General features: G+C 47.5%; 11 protein-coding genes. 3 read left to right on the forward strand and 8 right to left on the reverse strand.

The window, feature by feature from the left end:
• Positions 1-21: 21 nt before the first annotated feature.
• The 3 genes from NAF29_RS17250 to NAF29_RS17260 all read right to left on the reverse strand — a co-directional run bounded on the left by NAF29_RS17250 (position 22) and on the right by NAF29_RS17260 (position 7,480).
• Positions 22-1,299, reverse strand: a complete 1,278-nt coding sequence (locus NAF29_RS17250; RefSeq protein WP_251262878.1) for a metal-dependent hydrolase family protein — start codon at positions 1,297-1,299, stop codon at positions 22-24.
• Positions 1,300-1,490: 191 nt separating this feature from the next.
• Positions 1,491-3,590, reverse strand: coding sequence for a glycosyl hydrolase family 8 (locus NAF29_RS17255; protein WP_251262879.1), 2,100 nt, complete (start codon positions 3,588-3,590; stop codon positions 1,491-1,493).
• A 140-nt stretch (positions 3,591-3,730) separates the two neighbouring features.
• Positions 3,731-7,480, reverse strand: a complete 3,750-nt coding sequence (locus NAF29_RS17260; RefSeq protein ID WP_251262880.1) for a glycoside hydrolase family 48 protein — start codon at positions 7,478-7,480, stop codon at positions 3,731-3,733.
• Between the two features lie 279 nt (positions 7,481-7,759).
• Between NAF29_RS17260 and mnmL the strand changes: the two genes are divergently transcribed.
• From mnmL to NAF29_RS17275, 3 genes are all read left to right on the forward strand, one after another.
• On the forward strand, positions 7,760-8,983 hold the full coding sequence (gene mnmL / locus NAF29_RS17265) for a tRNA modification radical SAM protein MnmL/YtqA (RefSeq protein ID WP_349665596.1): 1,224 nt from the start codon (positions 7,760-7,762) through the stop codon (positions 8,981-8,983).
• Between the two features lie 87 nt (positions 8,984-9,070).
• Positions 9,071-10,444 (forward strand): DEAD/DEAH box helicase, encoded by a 1,374-nt coding sequence (locus tag NAF29_RS17270; RefSeq protein WP_251262881.1) that lies wholly within the window; start codon positions 9,071-9,073, stop codon positions 10,442-10,444.
• A 265-nt stretch (positions 10,445-10,709) separates the two neighbouring features.
• Positions 10,710-12,905 (forward strand): S9 family peptidase, encoded by a 2,196-nt coding sequence (locus NAF29_RS17275; RefSeq protein WP_432763244.1) that lies wholly within the window; start codon positions 10,710-10,712, stop codon positions 12,903-12,905.
• Between the two features lie 88 nt (positions 12,906-12,993).
• On the opposite strand, the gene NAF29_RS17280 is transcribed toward NAF29_RS17275, so the two are convergent.
• The 5 genes from NAF29_RS17280 to NAF29_RS17300 all read right to left on the reverse strand — a co-directional run bounded on the left by NAF29_RS17280 (position 12,994) and on the right by NAF29_RS17300 (position 18,638).
• Positions 12,994-14,247 (reverse strand): NAD(P)/FAD-dependent oxidoreductase, encoded by a 1,254-nt coding sequence (locus tag NAF29_RS17280; protein WP_251262883.1) that lies wholly within the window; start codon positions 14,245-14,247, stop codon positions 12,994-12,996.
• Positions 14,248-14,256: 9 nt separating this feature from the next.
• Positions 14,257-14,565 carry a 2Fe-2S iron-sulfur cluster-binding protein gene (locus NAF29_RS17285; RefSeq protein ID WP_251262884.1) on the reverse strand — a complete coding sequence of 103 codons (309 nt, stop codon included), beginning with the start codon at positions 14,563-14,565 and terminating at the stop codon, positions 14,257-14,259.
• A gap of 23 nt (positions 14,566-14,588) precedes the next feature.
• Positions 14,589-15,752 (reverse strand): cytochrome P450, encoded by a 1,164-nt coding sequence (locus tag NAF29_RS17290; RefSeq protein ID WP_251262885.1) that lies wholly within the window; start codon positions 15,750-15,752, stop codon positions 14,589-14,591.
• 274 nt (positions 15,753-16,026) lie between these two features.
• A complete protein-coding gene (locus NAF29_RS17295; RefSeq protein WP_251262886.1) occupies positions 16,027-17,829 on the reverse strand; it encodes a cation:proton antiporter in 1,803 nt (600 codons plus the stop codon).
• Between the two features lie 26 nt (positions 17,830-17,855).
• Complete coding sequence (locus tag NAF29_RS17300) at positions 17,856-18,638, reverse strand: hypothetical protein (protein ID WP_251262887.1); 783 nt, start codon at positions 18,636-18,638, stop codon at positions 17,856-17,858.
• Between the last annotated feature and the right edge of the window lie 232 nt (positions 18,639-18,870).

The raw sequence follows: 18,870 nt of genomic DNA on the forward strand, positions 1-18,870 counted from the left end.
ACTTACGGTCTATTGTGCCCATCACTGCTTGTAAATAACTCCATCTTTCATGACAAAGCTAATATTTTCCATCAGCTTAATATCCTCTAGCGGGTTGCCATTCACAGCCACAATGTCGGCCAGTTTGTTCTTTTCAATGGAGCCTAGCGTGTCATCAATACGCAATAACTGTGCTGCGTTTATCGTGGCAGTTTTAATTGCATCAATCGGTGACATACCCGCGTCTACCATGTATCCAAACTCTCGACCGTTTAAACCATGAGGAAACACACCCGCGTCTGTACCAAACGCAATTTTAACGCCTCGTTGAATGGCTTTTTCAAAAGTTCCTTGAATCTGGGGCCCTACTGCAGCTGCCTTCGGACGTACGACATCAGGGTAATATCCTTCGATTGCAGACTTCTCTGCAACCCACTTACCAGCCGTAATCGTGGGCACATACCAAGTGTCATGCTTGATCATCAAGGCCATTGCTTCGTCATCCATGTAAGTACCGTGTTCCACAGAATCAACACCCGCTCGAATCGCGCGTTTCATGCCCTCTGCACCGTGCGCATGTACTGCAACAACAAAGTTATAGTCTCGGGCTGCGCTCATGATGGCGCTGAGCTCTGCATCGGTAAACTGCGGGTTGTCACCACTTTTGGCCAAGCTCAACACTCCGCCGGTCACCGTAAGTTTAATCACGTCTGTACCGTCTTTGTAGTGCTGGCGAATCGCTTTGTAGGCATCTTCTGGGCCATTAATGACACCTTCTTTGGGGCCCGGATCACCAGTGAGTTCATGATTCATTCCGTTAGTGGGATCGGCATGCCCTCCGGTGGTAGCAATACTTTTACCCGCGGTATAAACCCGCGGGCCAAGCACCCAACCTTTGTTAATTGAGTCACGCAAACTCGTGGTTAAACCAGGGGAAAACTCTCCTAAATCTCGTACCGTAGTAAAGCCCGCCATGAGCGTATCTTTGGCGTACATAGTAGAACGAAAAGCATAGTCGGGTGGGTCCATATAAAAACCTTCATGGTAGGAATTTTTGGTAAACACACCTGACAAATGCGTATGCATATCCATCAGCCCGGGCATGACAGTTTTGTCTTTCAGATCGATCAGCTGCTCATTACTTTTCGCGCTGCTATAGCCCTTTTCAACACTCACAATTTGATTGTTGTGAATGCGTATGGAGCGCTTTGCGAGGGCTTTTGAGCTGACTCCATCAATCAAATGTCCTGCATGAATCAAATACTGCTCGGCATTCAGCGAGCAGGAAAAAAGTAAGAGGCTTATAATGACTAAACGCATGATTTTTCTTCTATGTTCGGTTTTGGCTCCTGTTGTAGATTAGTACGCATGACCGATTTCTAAAAGTCACCGATGTGTTTTGCCCCACTCACGGCTCAATATTGAATCGTTGGCCTTCATGAAAAGCACCCCCACTGGTGACAGCGGGTCGCGCTTTATAAAAAGACTTTATTGACTCATAAAACCCTGCGTTATTGGCATACCGCGCCACTGACGAGCACAATTTCAGCAGGCTTATTCAGCATACTTTTTTGACCCTGTACGCCAAAGCTCATAGTCTGTCCCGGCTGAATATTGGCATTCCACGACAAACCTGAAGCATTATATGGCCCACTTCCCGTTAACACTGTATTCCAGCTAGAGCTAACCGTAGACCCGTCTGCATACGACCAAGCAACCTGCCAATCGTTCACGGTCGTTGCGCTCGGATTGGTAATGCGAATTTCTGCCACAAATCCAGAAGCCCATTCATTCATCACTACATATTCGCAGTTCTGACTTAAAGGCTCTTCAACCGTCACCGTTAAAACATCGGCCACAGAGGTGGCAAGACCGTCGTTCACTTGTAGCGAAATATTATATTCACCCGCGTCAGCAAAGGTGAAACTCGCGGTTGCATCATAGATGTCTTGCCTGCCATCAAAGTTCCACGCGTACGCAAGGTCGTCACCATCCGCATCGGATGAGTTCACCCCACTCACGTTCACGGTAAGACCATTGACAGAGACTAATTCGGCCACTGCAATAGGTGCCGTATTGCCTACTTTGACCGTAATCGAAGACGATTGAGACTGATTACCATCGATATCTGTTGCCAGCGCAGTGAAAACACTTAGGCCATCATTTAAATCAACAATCACACCATACGGAGCACTGGTATCTGCACCCGCTGACGCCTCATTCACAAAGAATTCGACCGCTGCAATGCCCTGATCATCATCGGCAGATGCGATGAATTCGATGCCGTTTCCGGAATCAAGTCGCATGCCATCAGCGGGTGACGTAATGACGACTGACGGACTACCATCGTTCGCCATTTCGTATAAGTTGGGAAAGTTGCCCGACATCAGCAGTAAACTCACAATGCGCCAATATGAGCCATAATAATCTGAGCCATCGCCAACACTCAGCAATTTGTTATAGGCATCTTGCGCATCACTTTTCACCGAGCCTGATGCCTCGCCGCAATCAACAGAACTGAGCGCGGTTGCAGCAGCAATTGGAGCGACGGCATTCGCCATAAAGAAGGTCCATGCGGGATCGCCTGCACGAGCACCACTCATGGTATATTCGCCTGCAATTCTGTCGACACCTATGGTTGCAAAAAAGCTGCCGAGTTCATTCACCGTTTCGATGGCATTGTCGCTTCCATACCATTTTGCATCCACGGCAATGCGCCAACCGAAGCGAGCCGCGTCATAACTCCACCAGCCAGAATTGCGGGTTTGCCAGGGCACCACCTGCACATCACCGTTGTACTTATTCCAGTTTGGCACCAACCCCGAGCAGTTATCGGGCTTCGATTGCACTAAATTCACCAAGTCATAATTACGCTGATTCACCGCTTCCCATTTGTTCGACTGGCCGGTGAACTTGCCAAAAACGGTAAAGAATCCAGGAGGGAAATAGGAAAGGTTGACGATTCCATCGGGATAATTAGGCTGAAGTAACCACTGATCGCCGGGCATTAGCTCGTTGCCCAGATTATCATCGAGTCCGGAGAACGGTACCTGCCCCGGCAAATCCACTTCGTAGTCGTAAATATTATTTATAATGTCTTGCGCATCGGCGCAGTAATCAATATTCAGAGCACTTTGAGTCCAAGCACCTTGTTGATACTTCACACAGGCATTCACTAACGCAATGGCCATATCCACATCACCGTCAGTGGCAGCTCCTGTGCCTAAATATTGTTGCGGGGCGCCGATGTACCAGTGCATCAAGTTTTGGTCGTCAAAATGGTCTTTGGCAAATGACCACAAACCATCAAATTCGGTTTGGTCATCAAAGATAGAGGTCAAAATCATGCCGTAAGCTATGCCTTCAGACACCGAACTCGAATCGTTCACACCCCCCATGACTCGATAGCGACCATTGCCGCCAGCGTTGGTTGCAGTAATACGCGCTGCTTTCCACACTTGATAAGAGGACTCAACATCGGCAAGATTAAATTGCACATTGGTCGGTTGGTTGTAAGGCCATTGAAAATCGGAAGTCGCCGCCATTGCCGCCATCGGTGTAGATAACGCCAGAGCGAGGCCACTCATTGAGTAAATCGACTTATATTTCATTGTCTTTCTCTTTCGCTTGAAGCTTGGATGAAAAATTCCGACTGGCCAAATAAGCCACCAGCCGGAATGGTCGGGAAAAGTTCGGGCGACCACACTATTGACGTGAATCCAATACACCCGTATCAGTCTTGATTGACCGATTAATCGCACACATCTCCGGTAATAACGGGGATTTGAGCAGAGCTGTCTAGAATGCCTTTGTTGCCTTGCACACCAAACTCAATGCTTTGGCCCGGCTGAATGGTGGAATTCCACGACAAAGGCGTAATGATATATGGATTGGAGCCGCTGAGATTGGTGTTCCACGAACTCGAAACCGTACTACCGTCGGAATACTCCCAACCGATTTGCCAGCCATTCACCGCCGTTGTTCCGGTATTGGTGATACGAATAGATGCCACAAACCCACCGCCCCATTGGTTATCAATCGAATACTCGCAGTTCCCCTTAGGCTGCACCGGATCTTGCGCTACCACTTCACCAATTTCGGTGTCGAACAACCCCTCCTCATCGGTCACCACCAGCGTCACGGAATAAGAGCCAGCCACGCTGTAACTGTGAGAAGCCGTCATACCTGAAGCCGTAGTACCATCGCCAAAGTCCCATTGGTAAGACGCAATATCTCCGTCTGCATCTGTTGAGGACGACGCATCGACCGACAGACTGAGGTTATTTACATCAGATGAGAACATGGCATTCGGCGGGCTTGAGAGGCCACCGCTAACATTCACAATTTGACTCACTAGATCGGAACCACCCTGACCATCTGTCACGGTAAGTACTACCTCATAACTACCCGACGCAGCATAGGTATGATTAAGTGACACGCCTGAAGCACTCTGACCGTCACCTAAATCCCAGCTAAACGACATTGAGTCACCATCGGCATCAGTTGAAGCACTCGCATCCAGAGACACCTCTAACCCGCCGACTATAGCGGTGAATTCACCTTGTGGGACGATATTGATATCACCGCCGCCACTTTCCGCGGAACCCATACAATCCGGTATCGTCATTTGCGATCCGGTATAAGCGCCCTGCAATCCGAATAACGGAGCGGTATCTCCGGGCTGCAACGTAATTGGCACAGGATTAGTGAAAGTGAGTACGTTGCCTTCTTGAGCAATGGATACATTCCATGACCCCGTCACTTGAACCGGACGGTCAAGTTCAAGCGTCGCAGTCCAACCATTTAATGGTTGCGTGCCAATATTCACGACAGAAAGCTCATTCAACACAAAGCCATTGCCCCACACATTGGCGTCACCAATTGCGCAGGACGTCCCTTCGGGTTGCGGTGCCACCGCAACAGATGCAGTTGTTGTTTCCGTATGAAGTACAGTGCCAGCGTATAAATCGCGAACGGTCAACGTGACCGCGTAATTGCCGACCGCATCAAAGATATGACTGGCTTGTTTACCCACATCGGTTACACCATCACCGAAGTCCCATTCATATAGCAATGAATCGTCTTCAGCATCAGTTGAACACGACGCGTCAAAACTTAAGGGTTTGCCTTCAATACCAGAAGTTGGATCCACCACAAAACAAGGCACTGGAGCCTGGTTTTGAGCGGGGTCTACCACGCTAATCGTGATACTTGCAGGCTCAGATGTGAGTGACTCGTCATCAGTCACTGTGTAGCTAAAGAGACTGTCACCGGCAAAGTTAGCGGCTGGAGTAAAGGTTACCTGCGTGCCATTTTGTAAAACCGAACCTTCGGTTGCTGCTGGCGGTGTCACGCTATAACTGACAATATCGCCATTACTATCACTGCCGCTCAAGGTCACAACAACAGATTCTCCCACCAATACACCTGCTGTCACTGCCTGTGCGATTGGAACGCAGTTTTCACTGCAAATATTGGGGAACAAATCGTCAAACAAGCCATAAGCAACGGCGGCATCCACCTGCGCCCAGAAACGATGGTAATAGAAGGTTGGGTCATCTCCATTTTCCACCGCTTCCATGGTGGCCACATAGCCCGGGTCGTCCTGATAGAAGCTGCGAATACTACTGAATGTTGAGTCTTTGTTGACAAGATCGCCATTTGGCATGACGCCATTCCAATTGTCCGGAATATAAACAGGATCAGTCAGTCGACCAAAGTCTCCTCGCGTTTCCGGTGCTGCTAACCCTTTGTCATCTCGGAAGCTATCCCAGATGCGATTGAGGATTTCAACTGACATATCGCGGACAGCAACATCCACAGAGCCTGTATGTTCACGTTTTGCCGCTGCGTAGTACATCAGAGCTTTGGTCATACTAGCAATCACACCAATGTCTTGATTCCAACTGGTGATTTCAACCGACAGTTCGGTATTCTTTTTTGGGTTCTGCGGATCCCATGCTTCCGGTAAACCGCTCCACGATAACCCTACCGGCACCTCAACTTCACCATTGGGCAGCAAATGAATGTTTGCCATCACCCAGCCTATCCACTTGTCCATAATATCTTCGGCTGTGGTATTTCCTGTGACGTAATAATATTCCGCCACGCGCTCCATCGACCAAGCTTGCCATCCAAACCATGTTCCTGAACCGGGATCGTGGTACACAGGATCTTCGTCATACACCATGCCGTAGAAAGTGCGATCGGCTCGATCTGCCGGAAATGCATCATATTTGCCGTTCCAACTATTCGTTGCTCCACCTGCAATGGCACCTTCTTTAGATTGCAGCCATTGATAGAATTCTAACTTGCGCTCCAAAGATGTTTCCCAGTTTGAAACAGCATTCGGCGTTTGTGGTTTCAATGTATCTATCTGAGTTAGAGCATGTGCGGCCATTAAATTTTGGTAACCAAAATGAACATGACTCGAACCAATCCGAAAGCCCCACTCTTGAGATTCGTCGATCGGTCCACCCCATGCAAAATACCAACTCATGAGGTAGTGAGCACTTTCAAACCCTTGCCCTGCTGGCGCTGATTCGCTTTGCGCTCCCATAGTTTTAAAGTACTTATCGAACATGGCGAGGCGAAGGTAATCTCCCATTTTGGTCGCTTTCTCAACCAGTCCCGGAATTTCTTCATTGGGATCTTTGCCTTGCTCTTCTAGCCATTCAAGAACCCAGTACATAACCTGCAATACACGCGCATCGGCATCAGGCGCGTTGGTATAACGCCATTGGGGTGAAGGATCATTACTTTCTTTAACAAATAAATCTAAGAAGCCGAACTCCCCTCCCCATGTAAAGTCTTCCCACGATGGATGCGGCACAGTTTCCCAAACCGACTCTTCTTGGCCGCGCTGAAACGTATTGATGTATGAAGGCGTGCTGGTGCCATCGCCAAAATTGCCGTAGCCATAAACGTTATCCATATCCAGCAACCAATGCATAGCATAGATACTACATGTGCCGTATTGTGCTCTGAGATCAGCTGAAATCGGATCTTCTCCCACCGATACGCTCGCCTTGAGAGGCCCAGGATAATCACTCGGCAGAAGCCCTTCGGGCACATAGGTCGCAGGGGCTGATGGATCATAACTACAGCCGGTAGGCTGCATCTGATCGGTTGGAATAATTTGCTCTTCCATTTTTTGCCATGCATTCCGGAAGTGCGACCAATCCCCCGAACGCTTGCCTTTCACCGCTTCCAGCCACAGCCAGTAACTATATGCTTCAGACGTTGATTCATGACCATGATCAGGCGCCTCAACTACAAAGGTTTCAATCGAGTGGTAGGGGCCACCATCGGCACTAAAATATCCATTCGCATCATCATGAATCTCTGCCCATAACTCATCAAACCGAGACGGATACTCAGCGGGATCAGCTAAAGCTTGATGGGTTAACAAAGGAATAAAAGCCAGAGAGATAGCAGAAGCCAAGTACCATGTTTTTTTCGGACGAAAGATTGAGAGTCCAATTCGTTTTCGCTGTTCCATGTTGATTCTCCGAACCCTTGAGGATTCGTATCTATTTTAAAAATAATTTACGACACATAGAGTGCGGGCCTCTTGCTGTGAGCCTCAATCCCCCCATGTTCGCCCTCACTTGCTCTAAACGCAGCCACGCCTTCGAATGAGACGATTCGTTTTACTTCATAGGAGCAAGCTATAGAAAGGTATGCAGAACAGAAGAATGCTTCGTCCGAACAAAGGTCGATTTTAGTTTTGATATGGCACAAACTGAGGTTGGAACTAATTCCGCTGTGGTGATTACTTATGTTGGATATTGGCGCCATGAAGCAAGCCCATGATTCACCTATTCCCTTCAAATACATGAACGGTTTTAGCTCTGCTCAGTCGGAGATAAAAAGTTTAGGTACGCGCAGAACAGCCGAAAGCGATACTTTTATTGCCGCGATCAACCAAATATTCAGGCAAGCCTCATATCGATCATCGACTCGGTGTTTGATCCCTCTCAAAGTTCACTTTTTACACGCAGTTACAATCCACCGGATGCAATCGAACCTTTACTACAACACATTTAGCAACTACCTAAAGCAACATTGGGGTCGCAAGATCCGCAAACTTTCGTTGCACGGCGATTTCACCTGCCCAAACCGTGATGGTTCGATCGGCAAAGGGGGCTGTACCTTTTGCAATGTGAGCTCCTTTGTAGACACAACGGCTAAGCGGCAAACTATATCGGAGCAAATTGTTACACGGCGCCATGAACTCACGCGAAAAACCGATGGCTACCTGGCTTACTTTCAGGCCTATACCAGTACCTATGCAGAAGTTAGCCGGCTCAAAGCACTGTATGACGATGCGCTAAAACAACCCGGGATCATAGGCCTTGCCGTGGGCACTCGGCCTGATTGCGTGCCTGACGAGGTACTTAAACTACTGGCTGATTATCAGCACCAGGGGCAAGAAATATGGTTGGAGCTGGGCCTTCAAACGGCGCATGACCAGACTTTGAAGCGCATCAATCGGGGTCATACATTTGCTGACTACTGCAAAACAATCACAAGGGCGCAACATTACGGTATTAAAGTCTGCACACACTTGATTGTGGGGCTGCCCGGAGAGCTTCGGGAAGAATCATTGGCCACACTGGCGAACGTTTTAGATTGCGGTGTTGATGGCTTAAAAATTCACCCTTTGCATGTGGTCGACGGCAGTATCATGGCCAAAGCATGGCATGCCAATCGTCTCAAAACGCTTTCATTAGATGAATATGTAGACACCGCAACCACCATGATTCAGATGACGCCAAGTGATGTGATCTTTCATCGCATTTCTGCTCATGCCCGCCCACCAACACTTATCGCACCGCAATGGTGTAGCCAAAAGTGGACTGCGCCGCACGCTATTTTGCAGCGCTTAAAAGAAACAGGGCACCAGGGCGCGCTGACAGGCCGCCCATATACACTCAACTCCAGCTCTCACACTAACAACTTCTTAGGCAGTGCTAAACTCAATGCAGGGCGAGCAGTATAACCCTAGCTGTTATCGCCGCAGGCATACTGCTATACTTCGCCGCCCACCAGCTTCGCTGGTCAATCCCTCCATGATAGAGAGCTGTTGATGCTATTTACCGAACTCGGATTATCTAAACCGATTTTAGACGCTGTAACCGAACAAGGTTACGAGTCACCTTCGCCCATCCAAGCACAAGCCATTCCTGCGGTACTCGAAGGCAAAGACGTGATGGCAGCAGCCCAAACCGGAACAGGGAAAACAGCCGGTTTTACCTTACCGATTCTTCAACGACTCAGTGAAGGTCAACGCGCAAAACCCAACCATATTCGCGCATTAGTTCTAACTCCCACCCGTGAACTTGCCGCGCAAGTCGGCGAAAGCGTAGCGCTGTATGGCAAAAATCTTCGATTGAGCTCTACCGTTGTGTTTGGCGGTGTTGGGATTAATCCGCAAATGATGCGTTTGCGACGCGGTGTTGATGTATTAGTTGCGACCCCTGGCCGCTTGCTCGATTTATTCAACCAAGGTGCAGTGAAGTTTTCTCAAGTTGAGGTGCTGGTGCTGGATGAAGCCGATCGAATGCTCGATATGGGCTTTATTCATGATATCAAAAAAGTGCTGGCCAAATTACCAGCCAAACGTCAAAACTTATTGTTTTCAGCGACCTTCTCAGAAGATATTCGCAACCTTGCCAAAGGTCTGGTCAACGATCCAGTTGAAATATCGGTCACCCCCCGCAATGCAACAGCAAAAACTGTCGAACAGTGGGTTTATCCCGTTGATAAAAGTAAGAAGTCTGCGGTTTTATCTCACCTTGTGAAAAAGCACGACTGGCAACAAGTACTGGTATTTACGCGAACCAAACACGGCGCAAACCGCTTAACCAAACACTTAGAAGGCCGTGGCATCACAGCCGCAGCAATTCACGGCAACAAAAGCCAAGGTGCACGGACCAAAGCGCTAGCCGATTTTAAATCGGGTGCTGTGCGTGCTTTAGTGGCCACCGACATTGCAGCCCGAGGCTTGGATATCGACCAACTGCCGCAGGTGGTGAACTTTGACTTGCCCAATGTTGCTGAAGATTATGTTCATCGCATTGGTAGAACAGGCCGCGCGGGGGCAACGGGTAAAGCTCTGTCGTTGGTAAGTGCTGACGAATACAAGCAATTGTCGGATATTGAACAGCTGACACAAAAGCTGATTGATCGCCAAGAATTGGCCGAATTTAAGCCAGTGAACCCTTTGCCAGAATCTCGCCTGCGCCCGCCGGCTAAGCCCAAAAAGCCTAAAAAGCCCAAGCAGCAAACAGATCATCGCGACGGCCAACGTTCCGGTGACAATGCTTCTGGGCACAAGAAGCCACAACGTCGCCGCAGTGGTACTCAGGAGAGCGGGGCAAACAAACCTAACAATAGGCGTCGCAAACCCAACCCAAACCGCTCACAAAACAACAGCGGCGCTCAGTCCGGTAACCGTTAATTAGGTTAACCTCAAAGCCCACACTCAGCACTGATGTGGGCTTTGTGCTTTGTCGCCTTCACTTTGCCATAACCCGCGTCCGCATAAAAATCTCTCTGCATTATGATCTATGGATGTATGATGTAGTGCACGTACGGCCTTCATCATCCGAACGCGCTCATAGCTAATGTGACCGACATCATGACAGCGAACTGTGCATAGGTTTCCATTCGTAGCCATCGCTGAGCAAGCGGTATATTCATAACGACCAAACAGGGATTTGAACATGCGTTATTTCTTCTTTGCTTTGCCACTCTTACTCTGTTTAAGCGCATGCAGTGACAATGATTCAACACTCTCAACCCAGCCAAAAGACACCCCTAACATGACCTCGACTTCACCATCTGCTCATAGCAAAACCTTAAAGCCAGAAGCGCCTATGGCGAAAAAGGTACCGCACGAGATGACCATTCATGGTGACACTCGTATCGACAATTACTATTGGCTGCGCGACGACTCACGAACCGAACCAGAAATATTGGCTCACCTGCAAGCCGAAGAAGATTATGCTCAAGCTAAGCTGGCGCATACTAAGCCGCTACAAGAAGCCTTGTTTAAAGAGCTTACAGAGCGACTGAAAAAAGACGACAACAGCGTACCCATCAAGCGCAATGGCTACTGGTATCAACGCCGTTTTGAAGATGGCCAAGAATATGCGATCCAAGTTCGCTGGGCCGATGTTGAAGAAGGCCGCGAACAAGTGCTATTCGATCAAAATAAACTGGCACAAGGGCAAGACTATTTTGCCCTAGGTGATTGGGATGTCAGTACCGACAACTCACTTTTAGCCTATTCAACCGACACGATGAGCCGACGCATCTACACCATCGAGTTTAAAAGTTTAGATACAGGAGCAATGCTTCCCGACAAACTCGAAGGAACTCAAGGCAGTGTAGTTTGGGCCAACGACAATAAAACACTGTTTTATATTAGGAAAGATCCCGTAACCCTGCTCGGTTATCAAGTCTTTCGACACACTCTTGGAACACCTCAACGCGACGATGTTTTGGTCTATCAAGAAGACGATAAAAGCTTCTATACCAGTATTTATAAATCGATGGATCATCAATACATCGAGATCTTTCACAACAGTACAGCCTCTACGGGCGTGTCAGTATTGCCTGCAGACTCGCCTGAAGGTGAGTTTAAAAGGCTCCACCCTCTGGAAGACAATTTGGAATACAGTGTTCAATCACTGGGCGACCAATTTTATATTCGCACCAATTGGAACGCTCAGAATTTTAAATTGATGAAAGCCAACACACAAAATATCGGTGACAAATCAAAATGGATTGATGCAGTTCCACATCGTCAAGATACCTTTCTGGATGACTTTATTGTGTTTCAGTCTCACTTGGTGCTGCGCGAACGCTTAAATGGCCAGCTTCAAATCAGAATTATTGACCTCACAGATCAGTCGAGCCAAACCGTCGCTTTTGATGATCCTGTTTATATGGCCGGCTTTTCTGCCAATGAAGAAATAAGTAGCGATAAGATTCGTCTCTACTACACCAGTATGACAACGCCTTTGTCTATCTATGATGTTGATTTAGTCACTGCAGAAAAAGAGCTGCTCAAGCGTGATGAAATCCTCGGTGACTTTACGCCAAGCCATTATCAAAGTGAGCGTATTTATGTTGAAGCCAGAGATGGCACATCCGTTCCTGTGAGTTTGGTGTATCGCGCTGATCGCTTCAAGCAAGACGGAGCAAATCCGCTCTATTTGTATGCTTATGGATCATATGGTTCAACTCGCGACCCTTACTTTTCAGCGTCTGTCTTAAGCCTACTCGACCGCGGCATCATCTATGCCATTGCTCATGTTCGTGGTGGTCAATTGCTCGGACGCCCTTGGTATGACGACGGCAAATTATTGAATAAGAAGAATACGTTCAATGACTTTGTTGATGTGACTAAGAGCCTCGGCGAATTGAAATATGCTGATCCAGGAAAAATATTTGCAGTGGGCGGTAGCGCTGGCGGATTGCTGATGGGCGCCGTGGTCAATCAAGCGCCGGAGTTATATTTGGGGGTTGCTGCACACGTCCCATTTGTGGATGTGGTGACCACCATGTTAGATGAGTCAATCCCTCTGACGACCAACGAATATGATGAATGGGGGAATCCAAATGACAAAGTTTATTACGATTACATGTTGTCTTATTCCCCCTATGATCAGGTCAAGGCACAACATTACCCTCACCTGCTCATCACCACCGGACTTCATGACTCTCAAGTACAATATTTTGAGCCTGCAAAATGGGTGGCAAAACTACGCGATATGAAAACCAACGATAACCAACTATTATTTCATATCAATATGGAAGCCGGTCACGGCGGCGCTTCTGGACGATTCCAACGCTATCATGACTTAGCACTGGAATATGCGTTCTACTTTGATTTACTAGGTATTGAGGAATAACAACGCCAGACACGTCTTTGCGCGAAGGAATATTATTCCGCAAAGACGTTGTTCTACAGCCGCAACAAACTCGGCTTTTTATGAATGCTTAAGCGAGAAAATTGGCGGGTTTAAACTCCACCGTCTTATCGGCAAGCTTGTGTTTATCCAGAACACGGCCTGATGCAATAAACTTAGTGCCCACAACATAAGCTTTGGCGTGATTAATCGCATCCACTGCAAGCAATCTCTCCCCTTGGAAATACCACGCAGAAAACTTACCTGAATCGTCATCTTCTTGCCGAATCAAACATTCAGTATAACCTTGGGGCAACCCCACCATTTGCAGCTTTACATCATATTGATCAGACCAAAACCAAGGCACGGTGTCGTACACTCTATTTTTGCCACAAATATTGGCTGCAACAACTTTTGCTTGGTCCACCGCATTTTGAACTGACTCTAAGCGAATATGGCGCTCATAGGTTGGGTTAAAGTGGTAGCAGCAATCGCCTATGGCAAAGATATTCTTGTCGCTCGTAGTTAACTGATCATCCACCTGAATACCATTTTCAAGCGTTAATTTTGCCACCTCTGCTAGCTGGGTATTCACTCGAATCCCAACACCCACCACGATAATATCTGCTACATACTCAGTTCCATCTTCACAAACCACGGTATTACAATGTTCTGATGTACGAATGCGAACCACATTCTTGTCGGTGTCTACAGCAACGCCGTGCTGACTGTGGAGCCCATCAAAAAATTCTGACATTTCAGGCGATGTAACACGTGCGAGGATACGCGATTCGCGCTCTAACACAGTGACCGAAGCGCCAAGCTTTTTCATTGATGCAGCCGTCTCTAAACCAATGTACCCTCCGCCGATGATCACTGCACGTTTGTGTTCACTTTGCTGCAATGCACGCCGAATGTTCTCAACATCTTGAGCCGTACGCAGCGGGTACAAGTCACGAGCCGTATCAAGCCCATTAATAGGCGGAATAAAAGGTCGAGCGCCGGTGGCCAGAATTAACTTGTCGTAAAACAACGCAGTACCATCATCTAATTCGATGGTTTTAACGGTTGCCGATAAACCGGTCACCGTGTGACCAAGTAACAGGTCGATATTGGCTTTGTTGTAACTCTCTTCTGGCTTTAACGCGAGTTTCAAAATGTCGTCTGAGCTCGTTAAAAATGCTTTTGACAGAGGTGGCCGGTGATACGGCAATGCGGGGTCTGCATCCACCAAAACAATGCGACCTTCCCACCCTTCTTTTCGCAAAGCAAAGGCGGCATTTACACCACCGTGACTTGCACCAACAATCACACAAGTTTGGGATTCAACAGCTAACTCTGTCATGTCTATTCCTTAACCCGCCACTGTTAAAACAACACCATCAATGGCTTCGGTAACTTCTATTTGGCAACATAGGCGGCTGAATTCATTAGCGTTGTCATCGAGTTCAAGCATGTCTTGCTCAATTTCACTCGCTTCACCAACTTTAGTCACATCTCCAGCTGCCACGTGAACATGACAGGTTGCACAAGAGCAAACGCCACCGCAGTCGCCATCAATGCCTTGAATATTGTTGTTCACTGCAAGCTCCATGACTGAGCCTGAATCGGCTTCTACTGTTATGCTTTCTTGGTCGGGTGTTACGAAGGTAACTTTTGCCATTTCTCTATCCTCGGTTGGTCGTGTTATTTGTTGTTAGCATGAAAGGTGACGTGAATACTGTCGTAGCCAACCTTGCGTTGAAATTGCTGCCAATCTTCTATTTTTTCGTGATATTGATGAATATCTATCGAGCCCACTTTTGACGCAAGACTAACAAGCAACGTGCTCAAAATTTGCCGTGCATGTGTGGCTCCCAGACAATTATGGTGGCTAAAACCAAATGCAACATGCGGGTTTACTTTGCGGTCCAACATTATCTCATTCGGTTTCTCGAATACGCGCTCATCGCGATTGGCCGACGCCCAACACAGGGAGATTCGGCTGTCGGCTTTGACGGCATGCTCACAGACTTGCGTGTCTTCTGTCGCTACTCGTCCCATATGCGTGAGCGGCGAGAAATAACGCACCAATTCCTCAACGGCTTTGCCCGTCATATCGGGATTGTCTTGCAAATGGCGAAGGGCTTCTGGATGTTCAGCCAAATAAGCAATGGTGTTGGTCACGGCGTTGATCACGGTATCTCGGCCACCGGCAAACGTCAGGATCATGACGCCTTTAACCTCTTCTTTGGTTAACTTCTTGCCATTGACTTCAGAAGACAACAACATGGAATACAAATCATCCGTTGGAGACGCAATTGCATTGTCAATCTGCTGATCGATGTAGTCATACAAAATATTGGCTTTGTCGGCGTCTAGGTCGCTGTCTTCACTTCTAAAGACGTGTGTGCCCCAGTCAATCCATACATCTGATTCTTCATAAGGCGTATTCAGTAGCAAGGTCAGTGCGCGTGATTGAAGCGTCAATGCGAACTCTTCAACCACCTCAACACTTGGGCGGGCAAGAACATCGTCAACCAAGGCGTCAATCTGTTGTTTAAGTAAGATTTTGTATTCATCCTGCAGTGGACGTTTGAACCAAGGTTCCACTAAATCCCGATAGCTTTTATGCTCAGGTGGATCCACTTCGAATGGAATTTGTCGGGTATCGCGAATATGAACTTCAGACGGAACAACAATTCGTCCGGGCGCGGCCCCTGATTGGTAAGTCTTCCAATTGTGAGCACATTTACGAACATCTTTTAAACCCAATACCATTTTAACGGGGTCTTTTTGATCATCAATTTCACTCACACCCTGTTCAAGTCTGGCTTTTTCAAACGGATCGGATATTGCGCTCTTTTTCATACTCGCCTCAGCAACATATAAGCACGATTTTTCAAGAGATTTAACCGCGCTATTTTTGATTTACATCATATTATTGAAGCATTAATGCGACCGATACGCTCTTTATAGACAAAAGTATTAAATATATGCTTATTGGGTTACAAATTTATACATTGGTGATATCGCTCTCAAATCCATTTGATAGCAGCATGCTTTTTCCGTATCGCATAAAAAAGCCCTGTATAAAACAGGGCTAGTTCTTCATTGCAAGGTCACCATTTACAAAGCCGTTGAATTAGCCGCCGTCCCCCCCCCCTTCTGGCGTCACTAGACTAATCAATTGCCAATCGGGTTTGAGTTTAAAATCTCGCGTAATGGTATACACATGCAGTTGGCCTTGCGGATCTACCGCACACAATGGCAACGCTCTGTCCCCATATGTCTCCGTATATTGCGCCATTGTGAAATTATCAGACAATCGAGTAGTTTTGATCACGGCTCCTTTGGCCACTCGACCCGCAAGTTTTCCATAGGTGATCCCCTCTGAGAATAACCCTAGCTTCTTCGCGTAAGATTCTGAGATCTGATGACTCGGGCGCTGCTCTTGATCGATCCCACTTAAGCCCAGCACTGAGCCTTTACCCATTTCATGTTCAAAGTGATAGGTCACCAATGGATTTAACTGGCGATAAGGTGATATCACTAGCACTTTGCCAATGACCGACAAATCAAGCGTTCGCTCTGCGTGTTCCGACATTGGATTGCCATAATACGTTGGAATACTATCCATCCGAGCCAAACGAATAGAATCCCAGTTAGTGTCCGCCACACGCACAGAGTAGCCTAACGAGATGAGCTCTTTGGCTAATAAGCGCGAAAATTGGTTGGCACCAAAAACTAACAACCCATTCGGTTCCGGAGCACGTACCTTCAACCATGTAGCCACGCGCACCGACGTTAAGCTTTGGATGACAACGGTGCTGATAATCACCAAAAACACCAGAGGCACCAAAACAGACGCTTCTGCGTAACCCACAGCTTCGAGTTTCAGAGCAAATAAGGCCGACACAGCGGCAGCGACAATGCCTCGCGGAGCAATCCAACTAAGCAGGGCTAACTCGCGCCAGTTTAACCCTGTACCGACTGACGACAACCATACAGATAATGGGCGCGCGACAAACATAGTGACAGCGAGTACGCCGATTGCGCCCAAACCTACATTCGATACCGCGCCAAAATCTAATCGTGCAGCCAGTAAAATAAACAATGCAGAAATCAGAAGAACACTTAAGGTTTCTTTGAATTCCAAAATATCGTCAACATCAACACCTTTCATGTTGGCGAGCCACATTCCGATCACGGTCACCGTTAGCAAGCCACTCTCATGAGCAATTGCATTCGAACCAGCAAACGCCCCGAGCATGATCGTCAAGACCGCTGTATTTTCAAGGTAATGTGGAATCCAATTTTTGCGTAACATAACGCCCAACGCATATCCCACTAAAGCACCGATGCCGAGACCGACAGCCAACGTCAACCCAAAAGCATATAACGTGTGTGTTACCGCATCATGCGTTGATATCAAAAATTCGTACACCAAAACCGCGAGCAGCGCGCCAACGGGATCAATGATGATGCCTTCCCAACGCAGGATATTAGAAATTTTAGAGCTCGGCCTCACCGAGCGCAGCATAGGTACAATAACAGTAGGGCCTGTCACAGTGACAATGGCACCAAACAAGAAGGCCATTTGCCACGACATCCCCAATATAAAGTGAGCGGCGGGAGCAACAACCAACCAAGTCACCGCCGCGCCTACCGTACACAGATTACGAACCATAGAGCCATGACCGGCTAAATCGCTAAAGCGTAGAGTCAGCGCACCTTCAAATAGGATTACGGCCACCGATAACGACACAATAGGAAACAACAGATCGCCAAACAAAGCATCGGGATTCAATACGCCCATCAGTGGGCCAACCACTAGTCCAATTACAAGCAATGGCAAAATGGCTGGAATCTTAATTCGATATGCAAAATACTGACAGCAAATAGAAAGTAATCCAACGCTCACTAGCATTATTATAGGGTCATCCACATTACGTCCTTAAGCGAGCCAACGAGTCACTCTGTGTCATTTATGCCTAGAGCGCATTGTCTTCGTATAATAGTAGCCATTGCAACGTTCACCGGCTGCATGGTTTCTAAGAGTTTTAAAATAGAAAGTGTTGATGCGGCATTTCCATGGTAGCCCTGAAGCATACTGCCTAATGCTGCCAGCAATTCTGGGAAGCGCTGTTCTAGCCTGCGACTAATATCGAAGTCGTCAATATCAATACTATTTGAACCATGCGTTAAGGAATAGAGCTCCACCACGCGATCCAATGCGTAACACTGAATAAACCGCATGGCTGATAAATGTTCACCACGAAGTTCGCGTTGCATCCCTACATACAAATTAGTCAGCGCTTCGCCAATGAGCCATTGTGTGTCTGGTGCTTCGTCTTTACGAGGCCGTTTGATCGGAAACGCTAACGTACTTGACGCGTTTTCTTTGCTCCAAACAAGTCGCCCCGGAGAAAATGAAATGTCGGCTAATTCATGTTCTTCAAATACAGCAAACTCGCAAAATACTTCATCTGCAAACATGAGCTTGCAGCCCTCTTTAGTATTAAAGAATTGATAAGCCACCGCTGAGCATTCAGTTAACCAAGACAAATCTGACAAAGTCCTGGATTTATAACCCCGCTCAACAACTGCAAAAAAGTCGAGATCCGAGTACTGGTCAAAACGTTGGTGTTCTAAGCCAATTGAACCTAGCCCAATTAAAGCGACTGCATGTTCTAAGGTTGAAAAACGGACGCTGATTTGTTCAAGTCTTTGATGAAGTTGCACAGTCGTTGTCATCGGATTCGTTCCTAAGGCTCAACTACAAAGCACTACCAAGTGCAAACCAAGCTATCAGATGTCATTGTTTTAGCCAATAAGGAATGGAATTAAGGCCACAGATAACGTGTATGCCGCCAAGACAAGGACGTCTGTGCATATAACGAAATCCGTAAACGCAAAAAAGCCCGACTCTTACGAATCGGGCTTTCTCTGAAAAGGTGCCTGGCGGTGACCTACTCTCGCATGGGGA

This window comes from Echinimonas agarilytica, from assembly GCF_023703465.1.
GTDB lineage: Bacteria > Pseudomonadota > Gammaproteobacteria > Enterobacterales > Neiellaceae > Echinimonas > Echinimonas agarilytica.